The organism is Chitinophaga alhagiae, from assembly GCF_003568665.1.
Taxonomy (GTDB): Bacteria; Bacteroidota; Bacteroidia; order Chitinophagales; family Chitinophagaceae; genus Chitinophaga; species Chitinophaga alhagiae.
On sequence record NZ_QXMH01000004.1, the window covers coordinates 143,272 to 160,925 of the forward strand.

Sequence of the window (17,654 nt, forward strand, 5' to 3'; positions counted from 1 at the left end):
AACACCGGCTTTCGTCTTAGAGAGTTATCAATTGTTTAAAATAATAATTAGACATTATTCAAGATTTTGGAATTAAATTTGTTATACGCTATCCTTTGACCATATCAACAGAACCTTATTAATGTTACCCGTAATATGATATCGATCGGAATTATTGAGGATAACCATTTCCAATTGAATAACTATAGAGAGTTTCTAGAAGATTTCCAGGAATGCAAAGTAGTGTTTGCATGCCGCTCCATGGAGGAGTTCAGGACGCTGCCGCACAGGGCGCCAGACGTAAACGCTATACTGCTGGACATTTCACTTCCCGGAGAATCAGGTATCAACGGCATGGAAGATATCAGGCGTATTTACCCGGACGCCAAGATCATTGTGCTTTCCGGGCACGATGGTAAAGAGTACGTGATCGAATCTATCATGAAAGGCGCCAGCGGCTACATTATCAAAACAAGCAGGCTGATGGAGATATATCACTCCATAGTAGATACTATCAACCAGGGCGGCACGCTCTCCCCGCGCGCTGCGCACCTGCTCATAGACCATGTGAGCAAAGACCCGCTGGAGAACGTGAAAGACAAGCTCACACGGCGGGAATACGAACTGCTGCAATTGCTCAAGGAAGGATATACCTACAAGGAAATGGCGGAGAAACTGTATGTTACCGTATTCACCGTTAACCAGCATCTGAAGAAGGTTTACCAGAAGCTCAACGTGGCTTCCAAGTCCGAGCTGATATCGAAGATCTGGTCAAACAGCCTGCACTGACATGGGGCACTACTTCAATTAGTAGCAGCATTTCCGGCAGCTACGTTATTTATACTTTAGTGAGTAGTTTTAAAAGAATGCAGTTGCTTTAATATTGCATTGTGATATGGTCACATCATTTTGCATGACGTACACATCACGCTTTATTAAACACAACCACAGATGTCTTTAAACGGAAAACCAGACCTTATCAGAAAAACCTTGCTGCTGGCCGTATTGTGCTACCTGCTCAGTGCATGTGCCAATACCAGGCAGGCGGCTTACTTCAATAACCTGAACGACACCGCGCTGGCCGCCCTGAAAATGGATTTTGAGCCGGTGATACAGAAGAATGATATACTGCAGATCAATGTAAGCTGCCTGAACCCGGCAGACGCAGCCATGTACAACCTGCCCAATACGTTTACGCCCGGCGCGTCAACCGGTGCGGGCATGGTAACGCTGTCCGGGGGCGCCAACCCGGCCGCCGGTTTCCTGGTTAACCAGCAGGGCTACATACAATACCCCGTGCTGGGGCCTATCAAGGCAGATGGGCTTACCAAAAGCGCGCTGTCAGACACTATCCAGAACAAACTTACGGCCCGCCAGCTGCTGGTTGACCCGGTGGTGAGCATCCGCTTTCTCAACTACCGTGTTACCGTACTGGGAGAAGTAGCGCGGCCGGCGGTAGTAAACGTGTCCAGCGAAAAAATATCCATCCTCGAAGCACTGGGCATGGCGGGAGACATCACCATTTACGGTAAAAAAGAGAACGTACTGCTGATACGGGAAGAGAACGGCCAGCGCACCTCGCACCGGCTCAACCTGAACGATGCGGCAGTACTCAGTTCACCCTACTTCTATCTGAAACCTAATGACGTAGTATACGTAGAGCCTAATAAATCGAAAGTAGCAGGCGCAGACCGCTCCCGGCAGGTATTACCCGTGGTGCTGAGCGGCCTTTCCCTGCTCGTGATCATACTGGACAGGCTGGTAGTGAACAGGTAGGCAGCAACGGCATTCATCCGAACATATTTTATAGAAAAACCATGATGCAGCAGACAAACCCACATAAACGCGTACAGCAACAGGAGCCGGTAGACCTGTTGGCTATTGTCAGGTACCGCTACCTGCGGTATTGGCCCCTGTTCATACTGGCGGTGATAGTTGCGCTGGCCTGTGCATACGTCTACCTGCGCTATGCAACACCGGTGTATAAGATATCCGCTACCCTGCTGGTAAAAGACGAAGCGAAAGACCTTGGCGGCGAAGATAACATCCTCAGCACCCTGGACCTGTTCGGCTCCAAGAAAAATATCGAGAACGAGATACAGATACTGACCTCCCGCACCCTGATACGCGATGTGATCAAGCGGCGGCAGCTATACGGTGAAATATACCGCAACGGCAATATCAGGGACGTGGCCATTTACCGCGAAGCGCCCCTGAGCCTTGAGTTCCTGGAACCGGAACTGATAGGCCCCCACCCTGAAACGGTGCCGCTGGCCTATGATTCCGCTACCGGAAAAGTACTGCTGGACGGGCGCCCCTACGCGCTGAACGACACGGTGAACACGCCCTGGGGCAACATGGTGATCAAGAAAAAACCGGGGGCTGCTATTGAGCACGACAACTATTTTGTACGCATCACCAACGAAAGGCTGCTCACGCAGTCACTGCTGAAACGGCTCACCGTAACGCCCATCTCAAAGCTGGCCACGGTGATCAAGCTGGAATATGCTGACGTGGTGCCCGCGCGCGGGGAAGACATCCTGAACGACCTGATCCATTTCTACAACAAGGCGGCCATAGAAGACAAGAACCGCCTGGCCGCCAATACCATGGCCTTTGTGGAAGAGCGCCTGCGCATTGTGACCGGTGAGCTGAGCGACGTGGAAAAGCAGGTAGCGCAGTATAAAACGTCTGCCGGCATTGTAGACATCAGCGAGCAAAGCAAAATGTTCCTGAGCAGCGTGCAGGAAAACGATACCAAGATCAATGAGGCCAACATGCAGCTGTCTATGCTGGATGCCATAGAGAAATACGTGAGCGGCAAATCTGCCAGCACCAATATGGTACCTGCCACACTAGGCATTTCAGACCCGGTGCTGCTGCAACTGGTGACCAAGCTGTACGAGACCGAAATGGAAAAAGAAAGGCTGAAAAAGACCACCGGCGCCAACAGCCCTGTACTGGAAAGCCTCAACCGGCAGGCGGAATTGCTGAAACCCGGCATCCTGGAAAACATCGGCAGCCAGCGGGCCAACCTGGAGGCCGCCAAATCCAGGCTCACAACGGCTAACGACCGTTTTGCCGGCATCCTCAAAAGCGTGCCCGCCAAAGAAAGAACATTGCTGGAAGTAAGCCGCCAGCAGGCCATCAAGAATAACATCTATACTTTCCTGCTGCAAAAAAGGGAAGAAACAGCGCTGGCGTACTCCGCCGCCATATCAGACAGCCGCATTGTAGACAGCGCGGAGTCTGCCTCCGCTCCCTTCAGCCCCCGCCGCATGATGGTGTTTGGCGTAGCCGTACTGGCCGGGCTGGTGGTAGTGGCCGGTATCATTACGCTGAAAGACATGCTGAACCGCCAGGTATCTTCCCGCGCGGAAATAGAAAAAGCAACCGCCGCCCCGGTAGTGGCCGAGATCATGCTGGCGCCGGACAAGGAGCCGCTGGTGATCACGGAAGGCCGCCGCAGCCTTGTGGCAGAGCAGTTCAGAACGCTCAGAACATCGCTCTCCTACATAGGGCTGAACGGGGATAATAAAACGCTGCTGGTCACTTCCTCCATTTCAGGAGAAGGCAAAAGCTTTGTTTCCCTCAACCTGGCCTCCAGCCTTTCCCTGCTGCGCAAAAAGGTGGTATTGCTGGAGTTTGACCTGCGCAAGCCCATGCTGAGCAAGATGCTGGGCATCAACCGGGAACCGGGCATCACCAATTACCTGGTAGGTAAAGCCTCCCTGTCTGACGTGATTCACCCGATTGACGACAACGAATACCTGTTCCTCATGCCCTCCGGCGTTATTCCGCCCAACCCCACAGAGCTGATACTCAACGGGAGGCTGGGCGAAATGCTGGACAAGCTCCGTTCTATATTCGACTACCTGATCATAGATACGGCCCCGGTAGGCCTGGTAACGGACGCACGCCTGCTGGCGCCCATGACAGACGCCTGCCTCTACGTGATGCGGCACCAGGTAACGCCGCGGCAGTATCTTGGCATGATAGACAATCTCTACCGCAGCGGTGAAGTAGGCAAGATCAACCTCGTATACAACGGCGTAAAACCCGGCAGTATGGACGGTTATTCTTACGGCCACGGGTACGGATATGTGGAAGAGATGGAAAAGACCGGCGGTTCCAAACAGTTCCTGAAAAATATTTTTAACCCGTAATGAACCATATCAGGCAGTGCCCTGCACTGCTCCGGAAAAACAGTGAACACCGATCTTGACACAACTAAAAAACTCAATCCCTGTGACTGAGGGGGCGAAGCCGTGCCAGGTTCCCACCACGCCCTCTCCTGCTTTTGCAGATTCCATGTTATGAAAACCAGTTACTATTCGTTAACCAAAAAGCAAGCACTATGGAACAGAACCTGAATGCCTGGTATGCCGTTTACACCAAGCCCCGTTGGGAAAAAAAGGTGGCGGCACTGCTGGAACGGAAACAGTTGGAAAACTATTGCCCGCTGAACGTAGTTGAAAAAAGGTGGAGCGACCGGCGCAAGCTGGTGCAGGAAGCACTTTTCCCCTCTTATGTTTTTGTGCGCATCAGCAAAGATCAGCAGCGCGCCGTGCGCGAAACGGAAGGTATCGTCAATTTTGTGTACTGGCTGGGCAAGCCCGCCGTTATACACGATCATGAAATTGACCTGATACGCCGTTTCCTCCGCGAATACAGGAGCGCCTCCGTAGAGAAATTCCCCATCCGCCAGCATGACCTGGTAGAGATCAACGCCGGGCCGCTCATGCACCACCGCGGCCGCATCATAGAAGTGGGCAACAACAAGGTAAAGGCCATGCTGCACAGCCTGGGCTGCTCCCTGGTGGCCACCGTGCCGGCGCAAGACGTAACTGTTATCAAAAAAACCGATCTGAACTATGTATAAACCCTCCGCTGCCGGTATGCAGCATGTTATTCTCTGCGGCGGCTCCGGCACCCGGCTGTGGCCCCTTTCCAACCGGCAAACACCCAAACAGCTGTTGTCTCTCTTCAACGGCCACAGCCTGTTGCAACTCACGTACCTGCGCAACCGCGAAGCATGTGAGAGCGTGCTGGCCATTGCCGGCGCCGCGCAGGCAGACCTCATCAGCCAGCAGTTGCTGAGCGCGGGCGCCACGCTGCGGTGCATTGCCGAGCCGGCCGGCCGGAACACGGCCGCTGCTATTGCGCTGGCCGCTTTTGCCAGTGACCCCGGTACCGTACTGCTCATCACCCCGTCAGACCACCTGATAGGCACCCCTGACCTGTATAACGAAACTATCAGCGCCGCACGGGCGCTGGCAGAGGCCGGCCATATAGTGACCATCGGCCTCCGGCCCGCCTATCCCGAAACCGGTTACGGTTATATCCATCACAACGGCAACGAAGTACTGCGCTTTGTGGAAAAGCCCGGCCCGGCCGCCGCGGCTGAAATGTTGCAAAGCGGGGATTACCTCTGGAACAGCGGCATATTCTGCTGCAAGGCGGAGGTGATACTGGACGAGCTGAAGCTGCACGCCCCGGATATTTATAACGCCGCCTCCAAAGCCGCCGCCGCGCTGCTGCGGACGGGCAGCATATCCGCTGCCGCCATGATGGCCATTCCTTCCACCAGCATTGACTATGCCGTGATGGAAAAAAGCGCCCGCGTAAAAGTGGTGCCCAGCGCCATGCAGTGGAGCGATGTGGGCAGCTATGAAGCCCTTTCCGAAGCGCTGACGGAACATTACGCGTACAGCAACCAGCAGGCCGTGTTCATCGAAAGCGATCCCAAAAACAGCATGGTGATCGGCAAAGACAAACTCGTAGCCCTCGTAGGGGTAGACAACATGGTAGTGGTAGACACGCCCGGCGCGCTCCTCATCATGCAAAAAGGCAAAGGGCAGAACATTAAACAATTGCATAACTGGGTCAGTGAAAACCGGCCGGAACTCCTTTAAACACACTTCCATGGAATTAGTATCTAGAATATACATTGCCGGGCACCGCGGCATGGTGGGCGGCGCTATTCAGCGCCGGCTGCAAACGCTGGGCTATCAGCACATCATCACCAGGGCGTCCGGGGAGCTGGACCTCCGCAACCAGCAGGCCGTAAAAGACTTTTTTGCGGAAGAACGGCCAGACTATGTTTTCCTGGCCGCGGCCAAAGTAGGCGGCATACATGCCAACAATACCTACCGGGCGGATTTTCTGTATGACAACCTGATGATAGCCGCCAACATCATCCACGCGGCCTATGAGCAGCAGGTATCCAAACTCATGTTTTTAGGCAGCTCCTGTATTTACCCGCGCCTGGCTCCGCAGCCGCTGCAGGAAAGCAGCCTGCTCACCGGCCCGCTGGAAAGCACCAACGAGCCTTACGCCATTGCCAAAATAGCCGGCATCAAACTGTGCGAGGCCTACCGGGACCAGTACGGCTGCAACTTCATCAGCGTAATGCCTACCAACCTGTACGGTACGGGAGACAATTACCACCCTGAAAACTCGCACGTGCTGCCTGCCCTCATCCGGAAATTCCATGAGGCCAAACAACAGCAAGCCCCCACCGTAACCGTATGGGGCTCCGGCACGCCCCGGCGCGAGTTCCTCTACGCAGATGACCTGGCAGACGCCTGCGTATACCTGATGCAGCATTACAACGGCCGAGAGCTGGTGAACATTGGCGCCGGCGAAGACCTCAGCATCAGGGAACTGGCGGAGACCGTGCGTAACGTGGTATGCTACGAAGGAGATATTGTGTTTGACACCTCCCGGCCAGACGGCACGCCCCGCAAACTGATGGACGTAAGCAAACTGCACGCCCTCGGCTGGCGGCATACCACACCCCTCCAACAAGGCATAGCCCTGGCTTATGCGGACTTCCTGAAAAAACAGTACCTGCACATGAACGCCATGCATGCATAAAAAAATTGACTGATGAAAGTAGTAGTAATAGGAACAGGATACGTTGGTCTCGTTACAGGGGCCTGCCTGGCAGAAACAGGCGCCGAAGTAGTGTGCGTAGATGTGAACGCGGCCAAGATAGCAGGGCTGCGGCAGGGCGTATTGCCCATCTACGAACCCGGCCTGGAGCAGATAGTGGCCCGCAACTACCAGAACGGCCGCCTACAGTTCAGCACCAGCCTGGCCGGCGCCATACCCGGCGCGGAGGTGGCGTTCATTGCCGTAGGCACGCCACCGGGAGAAGACGGCAGCGCAGACCTGCAGTACGTGCTGCAGGTTGCCGCGGAAATAGGCCGTTGTATGACGGGCTACCTGGTGGCCGTTACCAAAAGCACCGTACCCGTAGGCACCGCGGCCAGGGTAAACCGCGCCATCAAGGACGCCTTGCTGGAAAGGAACGCGGACATGGACTACGACGTGGCCTCCAACCCGGAGTTCCTGAAAGAAGGAGCGGCCGTGAGTGACTTCATGAAGCCTGACCGCATTGTGGCCGGCGTGAACAACGAGCGCTCCAGGCAGGTGCTGGAAACACTGTACGCACCTTTCCTGCTCAACGGCCACCCCATTCACTTCATGGACGTGGCTTCCGCGGAAATGACCAAGTACGCGGCCAATGCCATGCTGGCCACCAAAATTTCCTTCATGAACGATATTGCCGCCCTTTGCGAACTGGTGGGTGCAGACGTGAACAAAGTGCGCAAAGGCATTGGCAGCGATCCGCGCATTGGCCACCGTTTCATTTACCCCGGCGCGGGCTATGGCGGTTCCTGCTTTCCCAAAGACGTGAAAGCGCTGGTATCTACCGGCCGCGAACACGGCCGCCGGCTGCGTATACTGGAAGCCGTGGAAGCCGTCAACGAAGATCAAAAGAAAGTACTGTTCGAAAAGATCAGCCGCCATTATAACGGAACGCTGCAACACCTCGTAGTGGCCGTATGGGGCCTCTCTTTCAAGCCCGAAACGGACGACATGCGGGAAGCGCCCTCCCTGACGCTGATCGGCGCCCTGCTGGAAGCAGGCGCGCAGGTGCGTGTATACGACCCCGTGGCCATGCCGGAAGCGCGCAAAACGCTGGGAGACGCCGTTACCTGGTGTACCAGCCTGTACAATGCCGCGCAAGGCGCAGATGCCATAGCGCTCATGACGGAGTGGAACGAGTTCCGCCTTCCTGACTGGCAGCGCATACCCGCAAAAGTCATCTTTGACGGCAGGAATATTTATGACAGCGCCGCCCTGCGTAAAAACGGTTTCACTTATTACGGCATCGGCCTGGCCACTCCCTCAATTCAAAAATCAATACCCATATGAAAGTTGCTTTAATTACCGGCATTAACGGACAAGACGGCGCCTACCTCGCCGAACTTTTACTGGAAAAAGGATATATGGTGCATGGCGTAAAACGCCGCGCTTCCCTGATCAATACAGAAAGGATAGACCATCTTTACCAGGACCCCCACAGCGAAGATGTACGCTTCAGGCTGCACTACGGGGATATGACGGACTCTACCAACCTCATCCGCATCATCCAGGAAGTACAGCCGGACGAAATTTATAACCTGGCCGCCATGAGCCATGTAAGGGTGAGCTTTGACACCCCGGAGTATACCGCCAACGCAGACGGCATAGGCACCCTCCGCCTGCTGGAAGCGCTGCGCATACTGGGGCTGGAGAAAAAGACGCGCATTTACCAGGCCAGCACCTCAGAGCTGTACGGCCTGGTGCAGGAAGTACCGCAAAAGGAAACCACGCCCTTCTATCCCCGCAGCCCGTATGCGGTGGCCAAATTATACGCCTACTGGATCACTGTGAACTACCGGGAGGCTTATGGCATGTATGCCTGCAACGGCATCCTGTTCAACCATGAAAGCCCCCTGCGCGGAGAAACCTTTGTGACCCGCAAGATCACGCGCGCCGCCGCCGCCATTGTGCTGGGCCTGCAGGACAAGCTGTACCTCGGCAACCTCGATGCCCGCCGTGACTGGGGCCATGCAAAGGATTACGTAGAGGCCATGTGGCGCATCCTGCAACAAGACCAGCCTGATGATTACGTGATTGCCACCGGCATTACCACGCCCGTGCGCGATTTTGTGAGAATGGCCTTTGACGAGCTGGGCATAGAGCTGGAATTTCGCGGCAGCGGCGTGAACGAGACCGCCGTAGTAGCCGCCTGCCGCAACAAGGAATACATACTGCCCATAGGCCGGGAAATAGTAGCGGTAGACCCGGAGTATTTCCGGCCTACCGAAGTAGACCTGCTGATAGGCGACCCTACCAAATCAAAGGAAAAGCTGGGCTGGACGCCCACCTACGACCTGGCCGCGCTGGTGCGGGAAATGGTGGCGGCAGACGTAGCGCTGTTCCGCAAAAAGGAAATTGCCCAATTTGAACACCTGATGGGGTAAACATATGCAGATCGCTAACAGGGTAATGCTAAATACGGGAATGCTGTACGGCAAAATGGTGATCTCCATCATCATTTCGCTGTACGCTACCCGCCTGGTGCTGAACGCGCTGGGCGCGGGAGACTATGGCATATTCAACCTGGTGGCCGGCGTAATTGCCATGCTGTCTTTTCTCAACATGGCCATGACGCTTTCCACCCAGCGTTACCTTTCCCATAACCTGGGCAGCGGCAACGTATTGCGGCAGAAAATGGTGTTCAACGCCAGTATTGTGCTGCACCTGCTGCTGGGCCTCGGCCTGGTGGTGCTGCTGGAAGCGGCCGGCCTCCTGCTGTTTGACCGGGTGCTGAACATACCGGCAGACAGAATGCCCGCCGCCTACACCATCTTTCACATGATGGTGGCCAGCACCTTCTTCACCATCATTTCCGTACCGTACGATGCTACGCTCAACGCGCATGAGAACATGCGGCTGGTGGCAATTACCGGTATTGCCGAAGCAGCGCTCAAGCTGGGCATTGCGCTGTACCTGCAATACACGGCCTTTGACCGGCTGGTGGTATTTGCGCTGCTGACCGCAAGCCTTTCCGTGGGCCTGCTGCTCTTCAAACGGGTGTACTGCGCCGTACATTACCCGGAAAGCCGCATCCGCCCGCGCAAATACTTTGACCGGAAGCTGGCAAAAGAAATGTTCTTTTACGGCGGCTGGAACATGTTCGGCGCCATGAGCGTGGTAACCCGCAACCAGGGCATTGCCATGATACTGAACGTGTTCTTTGGCACCATCGTGAACGCAGCCTATGGCATTGCCAACCAGGTAAATGCGCAGCTCAGTTTCTTTTCCGCCACCTTGCTGCAGGCGTTGAACCCACAGATCATGAAAAGCGAAGGCGCCGGAGACAGGGAGCGCATGCTGCGGCTGGCCATGATAGCCAGCAAATTCTCCTTTTCGCTGCTGTCTTTCTTTGCCATACCGCTCATCATCGAAATGCCTTTCATGCTGCAGGTATGGCTGAAGAACGTGCCGGAATACACGGTGGCATTCTGCCGCCTCATCCTGCTCTGCACCATGATCAACCAGCTGTCTGTAGGCATACAAACGGGCGTACAGTCTGCCGGCAACATCAAGTGGTACCAGGTAACCGTAAGCACCCTGCTGATGCTGAACCTGCCGCTGGCTTTCCTGCTGTTGCGCGCCGGCCTGCCGCCGTATGCCATACTGGTTGCGGCTGCGGCGCTGGAGGTGGTTACCTGCGGGTACAGGATATGGGCGGGCCGCCGCCTCATCGGCCTGCCGGTTGCCGCGTTCCTGAACAACGTGGTGGCCCGCACCGTCAGTTGCGCGTTGCTTTCATTTTGCATAGCCCTGCTGCCGGCCATGGCAATGGGCCCCGGCTGGCCGCGCCTGCTGCTGACCTGTTGCGTCAGCACCGCCGCGCTGCTGGCCAGCCTCCGCCTGCTGGCACTAACGCCCTATGAAACCGGCAAGCTCAACGATGTGTTCGCAAAAACATTGTCACGCGTGAGCCCGCGGCTTGCCGCCTTAAAAAAAGCTGCCTGATGAACATTCTTTTCTTTACCAATATTTCACCCTTCCCGCAAAACGGCGGGGAAAAAATACGAAGCTACTACCTGCTGAAGTCTTTGTCTGAACTGGGGCACCAGGTGTTTGCCGTGATCAGGAACGAAGAACAGGTTAACCTGGACAACTACGCCCTCGAGAACGTGCAATATTACACCCACCCTAAAACACCGCTGACCATTGGCGAAAGGCTTACCGGCAGCCACTATTTCAAGAAGCTGCCCGTGGTGATGAAACACTTCCGCGATATCTGCAACGCCCATCGCATAGACCTGGCCGTTCTCGACTACGGGTACGTAGGCCACTACATTCCCTTTTTCAGGGCCAGGAGCATACGGGTGATACTGGGCACCCACAACGCCCAGCCGGAAATATCCAAACAGCTGCCGGCCGGCAACCTGCTGCAGCGTGTACGCAAGCTGCAACTGGTAGCCCTGGAGCAATGGCACGAACGCCGTTTCTTCAAACACGCGGCCGCCGTACTGGTGGTCAGTGACCAGGACCGGCATTACCACCAGCAATTCATCACCGGCAACAAAGTGTTTGTTGTACCCAACTTCCTGGACGAGAGGGAGTACGTGGCCGGCAACACCCGCCAGCAGCGCCTGCTGGTGATGACGGCCAATTTCAGCGTGTACATGAACTTTGAGGGGCTGCGCTGGTTTGTGCAGGAAGTGTGGGACGCGCGCCTGGCCGGCAGGTTTGAGCTGTGGCTGGTAGGCCGCCACTCCCGGGAAGCGTTGCAGCGCATCACCGGCAGTACGGAATGGCACAACATCAAGGCCATCGGCAAGGTAGACGATGTGAAACAATACATTGCCCGGGCGCAAGGCGTGATCATTCCCCTGCTGCACGGCAGCGGCACCCGCCTCAAATGCCTGGAGGCCATGGCGCTCAACACCCCTGTGATCAGCACCTCAAGAGGCGTGGAAGGCGTGCGGAGCAGCCATTTCATTGTGGCGGATACCGCGCCCGATTTCAAGAACGCCATCCTGGGCTTCAGCGGGGACGGCCAGCGGGGCGATGCCCTCCGCCACGACTTCATGAAAGAATACAGCGCCGCCGTGAACCGGCAGCGCCTGCAACATGTGATCAATTATACCGCAGATGTACAATAAGATAAAAATAGCGCTCTACTCGCTGCTCAGTACCGTCAACATATCCTTTGTGGGCTCCATGCGGGTAAGTGAGGTGCTGGTCATGCTCTGGGCGCCGTTTGTGTATGACCGGCGGGATTTCACCACCTACCCCTACCTCCGGAAAATAGTAATGGCCCTGCTGCTGCTGCTGTTCTTCCAGGTAGTGACAGATATTGTGGTGGGCACCGCCCCGGCAGACTACTTCCGCGGATGGGCCTCCATACTGGTATCGCTCCTGTCTTTCATTGTACTGTTCAAGCTGTTCAACAGCTACGAAGGCATCTTGCTGTACGTGGGCATGGTGATGCTCAGAAATATCTTTTATACAGATGACATTGTGGATTCCGACATGAGCTATTTCAAGTTCAAGATGGTGCCCATCCTGTCTTCGCTGGTATACCTGCTCTGCGCGTACTTTTACCGCAGGGGCAACATCAAGGCGGTACTGGGGGTATTGCTGGGCTACGCGCTCACCTGCGTATCTTTTGACTCGCGCTCCACCGCGGTGGTGTTCTTTATTTCCGCCATCATCATCTATTTTTTCAACAGCGGCCTGGTGATCACCCGCGCCAAGCTGATCGTGTTCTCCATACTGGCCGCGGGCTTCTTCCAGGTGGCCTACATCTTTTATGTAGACGCCGTGCTGGCCAACGATTTTGGCGGCGAGCACGCCCGCGCGCAACTGCAGCGGCTGGAAAACCCTTACAACCCGTTTGAGCTGCTGATGACGGGCCGTGGAGAAACCTTTGCCGCCGCCACCGCCATTGCGGACGCGCCCGTGTTCGGCCACGGCTCCTGGGCTAAAGACCACACCCTTAAGTACTACCAGATACTGCTCATGTTCCATGATGAAGAGCTGAACCTGGAAAAAGCATACGCCAAAGACCAGCTGATACCCAGCCACTCCATACTCATGGGCGCATGGATCAACTGCGGCGTGGGCGGCTTCCTGGCCGTGGCGCTGCTTTTTGGGCTGCTCATGAAGGTAGGCTTCTACATGATCAGGAATGCGCAGGAAGTAGCGCTATACCCGGTCATAGTACTAATGACCATCGGCCTGATCTGGACGTTTGCCTTCTCGCCCTTCCAGCACCTGCGTTTCAGCGTGCCGGCCACCGGCGCCATACTGCTGAGCACCTACTATGATTTTGTATACGGGGAAGCGCCTGAGCCGGAACCGCCGGCCATGCTGCCGCCCCTTCAATACCGTTAAAAACCGCCTTATCTGATCTTCTATATGGAATACGTTTATTACAAAGATGCCAAAGGCAATTTCGGGGACGATCTGAACGCATGGCTCTGGCCGAAATTCTTCGGCCCGCATGATCCCGGCGCAGACACTGCTTTTGTGGGCATCGGCTCTATTCTTTGCCATAACTCTCCCCTATTCCAGCCCCTGGCCGGCAAAAGGAAAATAGTGTTCGGCACCGGCGTACGCCTTACGTACAAAACCTTTTCGTTCAACGATACCTGGGACGTGCGTTTTCTCCGGGGCCCCCTTTCCGCCGCCTATTTCAACCACCAGCACGAACATATTGCCGATGCGGCATATGCGCTCGGCCTTACGGCAGACTTTGAACGCCTCCGCCATACGCCCAAAAAATACAAGATCAGCGTGATCCCCTACTTCCGCTCGCTGGACTATGTGAACTGGCCCGCCATATGCCGGCAACTGGGTTTTCATTTCATTTCTCCCGGCGCGGAAAAAGGCATTGAGCATACCCTGGAAGAAATTGCCGCCTCGGAGCTGGTAATAGCCGAGGCCATGCACGGCGCTATCATTGCAGACATATTGCGCGTGCCGTGGAGCCGCTTTGTGCTTTCCACACCCGTTACCGAAGGCAGCGGCGTATCCGGGTTCAAATGGATGGACTGGCAGCAGTCTGTGCAGCAGGTACGGACAGACACCACCCATATCAAGCTCTTCCGGAAGTCTTTCCTGCACGGATGGCTGAAGAACCTCTCCGGCAACCGCGTAAACGCGGAGTTCCTGGTGAGGAACGTGCTGAAGAACGAACTGATGGAGCAACTGCGCGGTATCAGGCACTTTGCGCTGTCTGAAGACAGTGTGCTTGACAGCATCAACAACCGCATGCACGAGAAGGTAGCCGAATTAAAAGAACAAATAAACAAGGTTGCATATGATCGGGGAACAACAATTGTTTGAAGAAAAACGGGACAACGATACCGGCAAGGTGAAGATGTACCGCGATAATCCGCTGTATTTCCTGAAGCGCTCCAACATTTCGCTGTACAAGAGCTTTCTGCTCTATCTCTATTACAGCGTGGCCATCTGGCTGCCTGACCCGCCGCGGCCCATTGGAGGGCTTTGTCTCTCCTTCCGCACCTGGCTGGCCTCTCGCATATTCCTGAGCGCCGGCAAACACATCAAGGTAGGCCGCAATACCCGCTTCGGCAGTGGCAGGCAGGTGGTGATCGGCAATTACTCCGGGCTCAACTGCGGCGGGTGGTTCGGGAACGATACCATTATCGGCAACGATGTGATGTTTGGCCCGGAAGTGACCATCCTTTCCGGCAGCCACAATTTTGACAGAACAGACATTCCCATGCGGGAGCAGGGCGCTACGCCCCGCAAGCCTGTAGTGATAGGCGATGATGTATGGATAGGTACCCGGGTGATCATACTGCCCGGCATCACCATCGGCTCACACGCTATTGTGGCCGCGGGCGCCGTGGTAACCAAAGACGTGCCGGAGTATGCCATTGTAGCCGGCAACCCCGCCGTTATTAAAAAATTCAGAAAGTAAACATGAAAAAGATCATTTCCGTGGTAGTGCCCGTGTATAACGGTGAAGCGTATATCAAAGACACGCTTGACAGCCTCCGCCGGCAAACGTTCCGGGATTTTGAGCTGATAGTGGTAGACGGGGCCTCAACAGACAATACGCTCCAGATCGTACAATCTCACCCGCAGGCGGCAGACCTCGTCATCTCCGAAAAGGACGAAGGCATGTATGACGCCCTGCGCAAAGGCATGGCGGCAGCCGGCGGCCGTTACCTCTGCTATATCAATGCAGATGACCGGCTGCTGCCCTACACCCTGGAAAAAGTGGTGCGCAAATTTGAAAAGGGCGGTTACGACCTGGTGTTCGGAGACGTGAACTACATTTCCGAAACCGGCGCCGTGGCCTATACCTACAAGGGCGTGAACCTGGGCTGGAAAGCCATCAGCCACCTGCGCCGGGTGCCTTTTGCGCAGCAAAGCGCATTCTGGACAAGAGAGATCTACGAGCGGGCCGGCGGCTTCGACAAGTCCATGAAATACTCCGCGGACTCCAAGTTCCTGCTTTCTATCTGCCTCAACCCCGCTGTAAAAAAAGGCTATATACCCGCCCCCCTGGGAGAGTATCGCATGCATGGCGGCTCCTTTTCCATTTCCGTAACAGACAAAATGATCAGCGAGCACCACCGCATGACCGCCAGCCTGCCGCTTACCAACAGCAAGCTGGGCCGTTATTTCTATGAAATGGTCACCAAACTGGTCAATGCCCGGGGCATTTACCGGAAAATGACCTATAAAGGCACAAAATTTTAATCCCTTATGAATATCCTGTTTATAGTTCCTTCTTACAAACCCGCCTATATCTACGGTGGCCCCATTGTATCTGTTTCACGGCTGGCCGAAAGCCTGGTGCAACTGGGCCACTCCGTTACGGTATATACCACCACCGCCAACGGCGCTGCAGAACTGGACGTGCCGGTGAACAAACCGGTGATGGTAGACGGCGTGCGGGTAAAATATTTCAAACGCATCACCAAAGACCATACCCACATATCCCCGGCCCTCTGGAAAGAGACCTGGGCCACCGTACGCCAGTATGATACCGTACATATCCACTCGTGGTGGAGCTTCCTCATTTTCGGGGCATCGCTCATCTGCGTGCTGAAGGGTGTGAAACCCGTGTTCAGCCCCCGCGGCATGCTGTGCGACTATATTTTCAACAACAAGAACCAGCTCAAGAAAAAAATACTGCACAATATGCTGGGCAGGCACCTGCTGTCCCGCACGTACCTGCATGTAACGTCCCTGGTGGAGTGGAACGACTGCCTGAAGATCAACAAACAATGGCGGGGCGGCCTCATCCACAATATTGTAGACCTCCCCGTGCTGCCCGCGGCTCACCAGGAAGACCGGACCAATGATGTATTCACCATCGGCTTCCTCTCCAGGGTAGACCCTAAAAAGGGGCTTGACATCCTGCTCAGGGCGCTGGCCGGCGTTTCTTTCCCGTACCGGCTGCAGATTGCCGGCTCCGGGGAATACAACTATGTAAAACAACTCCGCGGGCTGATCAGCGCCAGCGGCATGGAAGACAAAGTGGAATGGGTAGGCTGGAAAAAGGGCGATGAAAAATTCGACTTCCTGGCCGGTATAGACCTCTTTGCGCTCACCTCCCACAACGAGAATTTTGCGGTGGTGGTGGTAGAAGCGCTGGCCGTAGGCACACCGGTACTGGTCAGCGAGCATGTAGGCCTGAGCGGCTATGTGCAGGAAAAACGCCTGGGCTGGCTTACCGGCATCCAAAGCGAGCAGGAAGTGGCCGCCCAGCTGCAGGCCGCCTACGAAGACCACGCCAAACGGCAAAACATCAGGCAGACCGCCGCACGCATCATACAGGCAGACTTTAACGAAACAAAACTGGCCGGAGACTACGTGGAAATGTACAGGAACATCAGTGATTTCAGGGAGAAAAAACAGATCGTATGAACATAGCGGTAATAATACTGACGTATAATGAATCCAAACATATAGCCCGCTGCCTGGAAAGCCTGCAGCCTGTTGCCCGCGAAATATACCTGGTAGATTCCTTTTCCTCTGACGATACCGTGGCCATTGCGGAACAGTACGGCGCCAGGGTGTACCAGCGCAAATGGACGAACTACGCGGACCAGTTCCAGTGGGGCCTGGAAAACTGCCCCATCAGCAGCCCTTGGGTGATGCGGATGGACGCGGACGAATATCTGGAAGCGCCACTGGTGCAGGAGATTGCCAAAAAACTAAACGGCCTGCCCGAAAACGTTACCGGCCTGTACATCCGCCGCAAGGTACTGTTCAAGAACAAATGGATACGCTTCGGCGGCTTTTACCCGCATACCCTGCTGCGCATCTGGCGCCACGGTAAAGGGCATATTGAGCAGCGCTGGATGGACGAGCACATTGTGCTTTCCGGCGGCGAAACACAATTGCTGAAGGAGCACATCGTAGACCACAATCTCAATTCCATTCACTGGTGGGTCAACAAACATAACAACTACGCCATCCGTGAAATGATAGACCTCCTCAACGTGAAGTACCGCTTTATGGACATGGACCGGCGCCTGCTGGACAGTGCCGGCTCCCAGGCCAAAAGGAAACGTTTTTTCAAGGAGAAAGTATACGCCGCCATACCGCCGGGCGCACGGGCGCTGCTGTACTTCTGCTACCGCTACTTCATCCGTTTCGGTTTTCTTGACGGGTACCGCGGTTTCATTTTTCACTTTATGCAGGGCTACTGGTACCGGTTGCTGGTAGATATCAATGTGAAGGAATTTGAGGCGCGGCTGAATGGGGACACCAGCCATGAACGGCTGAAAGAAATTTTAAGAACCGATTATAACATCGCCATCTGACGT

15 protein-coding genes and 1 pseudogene are annotated in these 17,654 nt (G+C 55.2%); all 16 read left to right on the forward strand.

Annotation, left to right across the window (positions count from 1 at the left end; translation table 11 throughout):
• Window positions 1-135 precede the first annotated feature (135 nt).
• The 16 genes and pseudogenes from D3A97_RS19845 (at window position 136) to D3A97_RS19920 (ending at window position 17,651) form a co-directional block, all read left to right on the forward strand.
• On the forward strand, window positions 136-768 hold the full coding sequence (locus D3A97_RS19845) for a response regulator transcription factor (protein ID WP_119080298.1): 633 nt from the start codon (window positions 136-138) through the stop codon (window positions 766-768).
• A gap of 162 nt (window positions 769-930) precedes the next feature.
• Window positions 931-1,755, forward strand: a complete 825-nt coding sequence (locus D3A97_RS19850; protein ID WP_119080299.1) for a polysaccharide biosynthesis/export family protein — start codon at window positions 931-933, stop codon at window positions 1,753-1,755.
• A gap of 41 nt (window positions 1,756-1,796) precedes the next feature.
• Complete coding sequence (locus D3A97_RS19855) at window positions 1,797-4,145, forward strand: GumC family protein (protein ID WP_119080300.1); 2,349 nt, start codon at window positions 1,797-1,799, stop codon at window positions 4,143-4,145.
• A 191-nt stretch (window positions 4,146-4,336) separates the two neighbouring features.
• Complete coding sequence (gene nusG, locus D3A97_RS19860; protein ID WP_119080301.1) at window positions 4,337-4,861, forward strand: transcription termination/antitermination protein NusG; 525 nt, start codon at window positions 4,337-4,339, stop codon at window positions 4,859-4,861.
• A 16-nt stretch (window positions 4,862-4,877) separates the two neighbouring features.
• Window positions 4,878-5,894, forward strand: coding sequence for a mannose-1-phosphate guanylyltransferase (locus tag D3A97_RS19865; protein ID WP_157986647.1), 1,017 nt, complete (start codon window positions 4,878-4,880; stop codon window positions 5,892-5,894).
• 10 nt (window positions 5,895-5,904) lie between these two features.
• A complete protein-coding gene (gene fcl / locus D3A97_RS19870) occupies window positions 5,905-6,858 on the forward strand; it encodes a GDP-L-fucose synthase (protein ID WP_119080696.1) in 954 nt (317 codons plus the stop codon).
• Between the two features lie 12 nt (window positions 6,859-6,870).
• Complete coding sequence (locus D3A97_RS19875) at window positions 6,871-8,205, forward strand: UDP-glucose dehydrogenase family protein (protein WP_119080303.1); 1,335 nt, start codon at window positions 6,871-6,873, stop codon at window positions 8,203-8,205.
• The gene (gmd, locus tag D3A97_RS19880) at window positions 8,202-9,299 is read left to right on the forward strand and encodes a GDP-mannose 4,6-dehydratase (protein ID WP_119080304.1); all 1,098 of its coding nucleotides are present in this window, start codon (window positions 8,202-8,204) and stop codon (window positions 9,297-9,299) included. The genes D3A97_RS19875 and gmd overlap by 4 nt, the downstream gene beginning before the upstream one ends.
• Window positions 9,300-9,303: 4 nt before the next feature.
• Entirely contained in the window at window positions 9,304-10,860 is a 1,557-nt protein-coding gene (locus D3A97_RS19885; RefSeq protein WP_157986648.1) for an MATE family efflux transporter, read from the forward strand.
• Window positions 10,860-11,999, forward strand: coding sequence for a glycosyltransferase family 4 protein (locus tag D3A97_RS19890; RefSeq protein WP_119080306.1), 1,140 nt, complete (start codon window positions 10,860-10,862; stop codon window positions 11,997-11,999). The genes D3A97_RS19885 and D3A97_RS19890 overlap by 1 nt, the downstream gene beginning before the upstream one ends.
• Window positions 11,989-13,233 (forward strand): hypothetical protein, encoded by a 1,245-nt coding sequence (locus D3A97_RS19895; RefSeq protein ID WP_119080307.1) that lies wholly within the window; start codon window positions 11,989-11,991, stop codon window positions 13,231-13,233. The genes D3A97_RS19890 and D3A97_RS19895 overlap by 11 nt, the downstream gene beginning before the upstream one ends.
• Before the next feature lie 24 nt (window positions 13,234-13,257).
• On the forward strand, window positions 13,258-14,187 hold the full coding sequence (locus D3A97_RS19900; RefSeq protein ID WP_119080308.1) for a polysaccharide pyruvyl transferase family protein: 930 nt from the start codon (window positions 13,258-13,260) through the stop codon (window positions 14,185-14,187).
• Window positions 14,188-14,623: 436 nt separating this feature from the next.
• Window positions 14,624-14,776: pseudogene (locus tag D3A97_RS25445) on the forward strand (DapH/DapD/GlmU-related protein); the annotation flags it as partial.
• Window positions 14,777-14,790: 14 nt separating this feature from the next.
• Entirely contained in the window at window positions 14,791-15,576 is a 786-nt protein-coding gene (locus tag D3A97_RS19910; protein ID WP_119080310.1) for a glycosyltransferase family 2 protein, read from the forward strand.
• A gap of 6 nt (window positions 15,577-15,582) precedes the next feature.
• Window positions 15,583-16,749 (forward strand): XrtY-associated glycosyltransferase XYAG1, encoded by a 1,167-nt coding sequence (locus D3A97_RS19915; RefSeq protein ID WP_119080311.1) that lies wholly within the window; start codon window positions 15,583-15,585, stop codon window positions 16,747-16,749.
• Entirely contained in the window at window positions 16,746-17,651 is a 906-nt protein-coding gene (locus tag D3A97_RS19920; RefSeq protein WP_119080312.1) for a glycosyltransferase family 2 protein, read from the forward strand. Before D3A97_RS19915 ends, D3A97_RS19920 begins: the two co-directional genes overlap by 4 nt.
• Window positions 17,652-17,654 lie beyond the last annotated feature (3 nt).

Coding starts and splice junctions, on each gene's coding strand:
- D3A97_RS19845 (WP_119080298.1), top strand. CDS start 136: ATGATATCGATCGGAATTATTGAGGATAACCATTTCCAATTGAATAAC.
- D3A97_RS19850 (WP_119080299.1), top strand. CDS start 931: ATGTCTTTAAACGGAAAACCAGACCTTATCAGAAAAACCTTGCTGCTG.
- D3A97_RS19855 (WP_119080300.1), top strand. CDS start 1,797: ATGATGCAGCAGACAAACCCACATAAACGCGTACAGCAACAGGAGCCG.
- nusG (WP_119080301.1), top strand. CDS start 4,337: ATGGAACAGAACCTGAATGCCTGGTATGCCGTTTACACCAAGCCCCGT.
- D3A97_RS19865 (WP_157986647.1), top strand. CDS start 4,878: ATGCAGCATGTTATTCTCTGCGGCGGCTCCGGCACCCGGCTGTGGCCC.
- fcl (WP_119080696.1), top strand. CDS start 5,905: ATGGAATTAGTATCTAGAATATACATTGCCGGGCACCGCGGCATGGTG.
- D3A97_RS19875 (WP_119080303.1), top strand. CDS start 6,871: ATGAAAGTAGTAGTAATAGGAACAGGATACGTTGGTCTCGTTACAGGG.
- gmd (WP_119080304.1), top strand. CDS start 8,202: ATGAAAGTTGCTTTAATTACCGGCATTAACGGACAAGACGGCGCCTAC.
- D3A97_RS19885 (WP_157986648.1), top strand. CDS start 9,304: ATGCAGATCGCTAACAGGGTAATGCTAAATACGGGAATGCTGTACGGC.
- D3A97_RS19890 (WP_119080306.1), top strand. CDS start 10,860: ATGAACATTCTTTTCTTTACCAATATTTCACCCTTCCCGCAAAACGGC.
- D3A97_RS19895 (WP_119080307.1), top strand. CDS start 11,989: ATGTACAATAAGATAAAAATAGCGCTCTACTCGCTGCTCAGTACCGTC.
- D3A97_RS19900 (WP_119080308.1), top strand. CDS start 13,258: ATGGAATACGTTTATTACAAAGATGCCAAAGGCAATTTCGGGGACGAT.
- D3A97_RS19910 (WP_119080310.1), top strand. CDS start 14,791: ATGAAAAAGATCATTTCCGTGGTAGTGCCCGTGTATAACGGTGAAGCG.
- D3A97_RS19915 (WP_119080311.1), top strand. CDS start 15,583: ATGAATATCCTGTTTATAGTTCCTTCTTACAAACCCGCCTATATCTAC.
- D3A97_RS19920 (WP_119080312.1), top strand. CDS start 16,746: ATGAACATAGCGGTAATAATACTGACGTATAATGAATCCAAACATATA.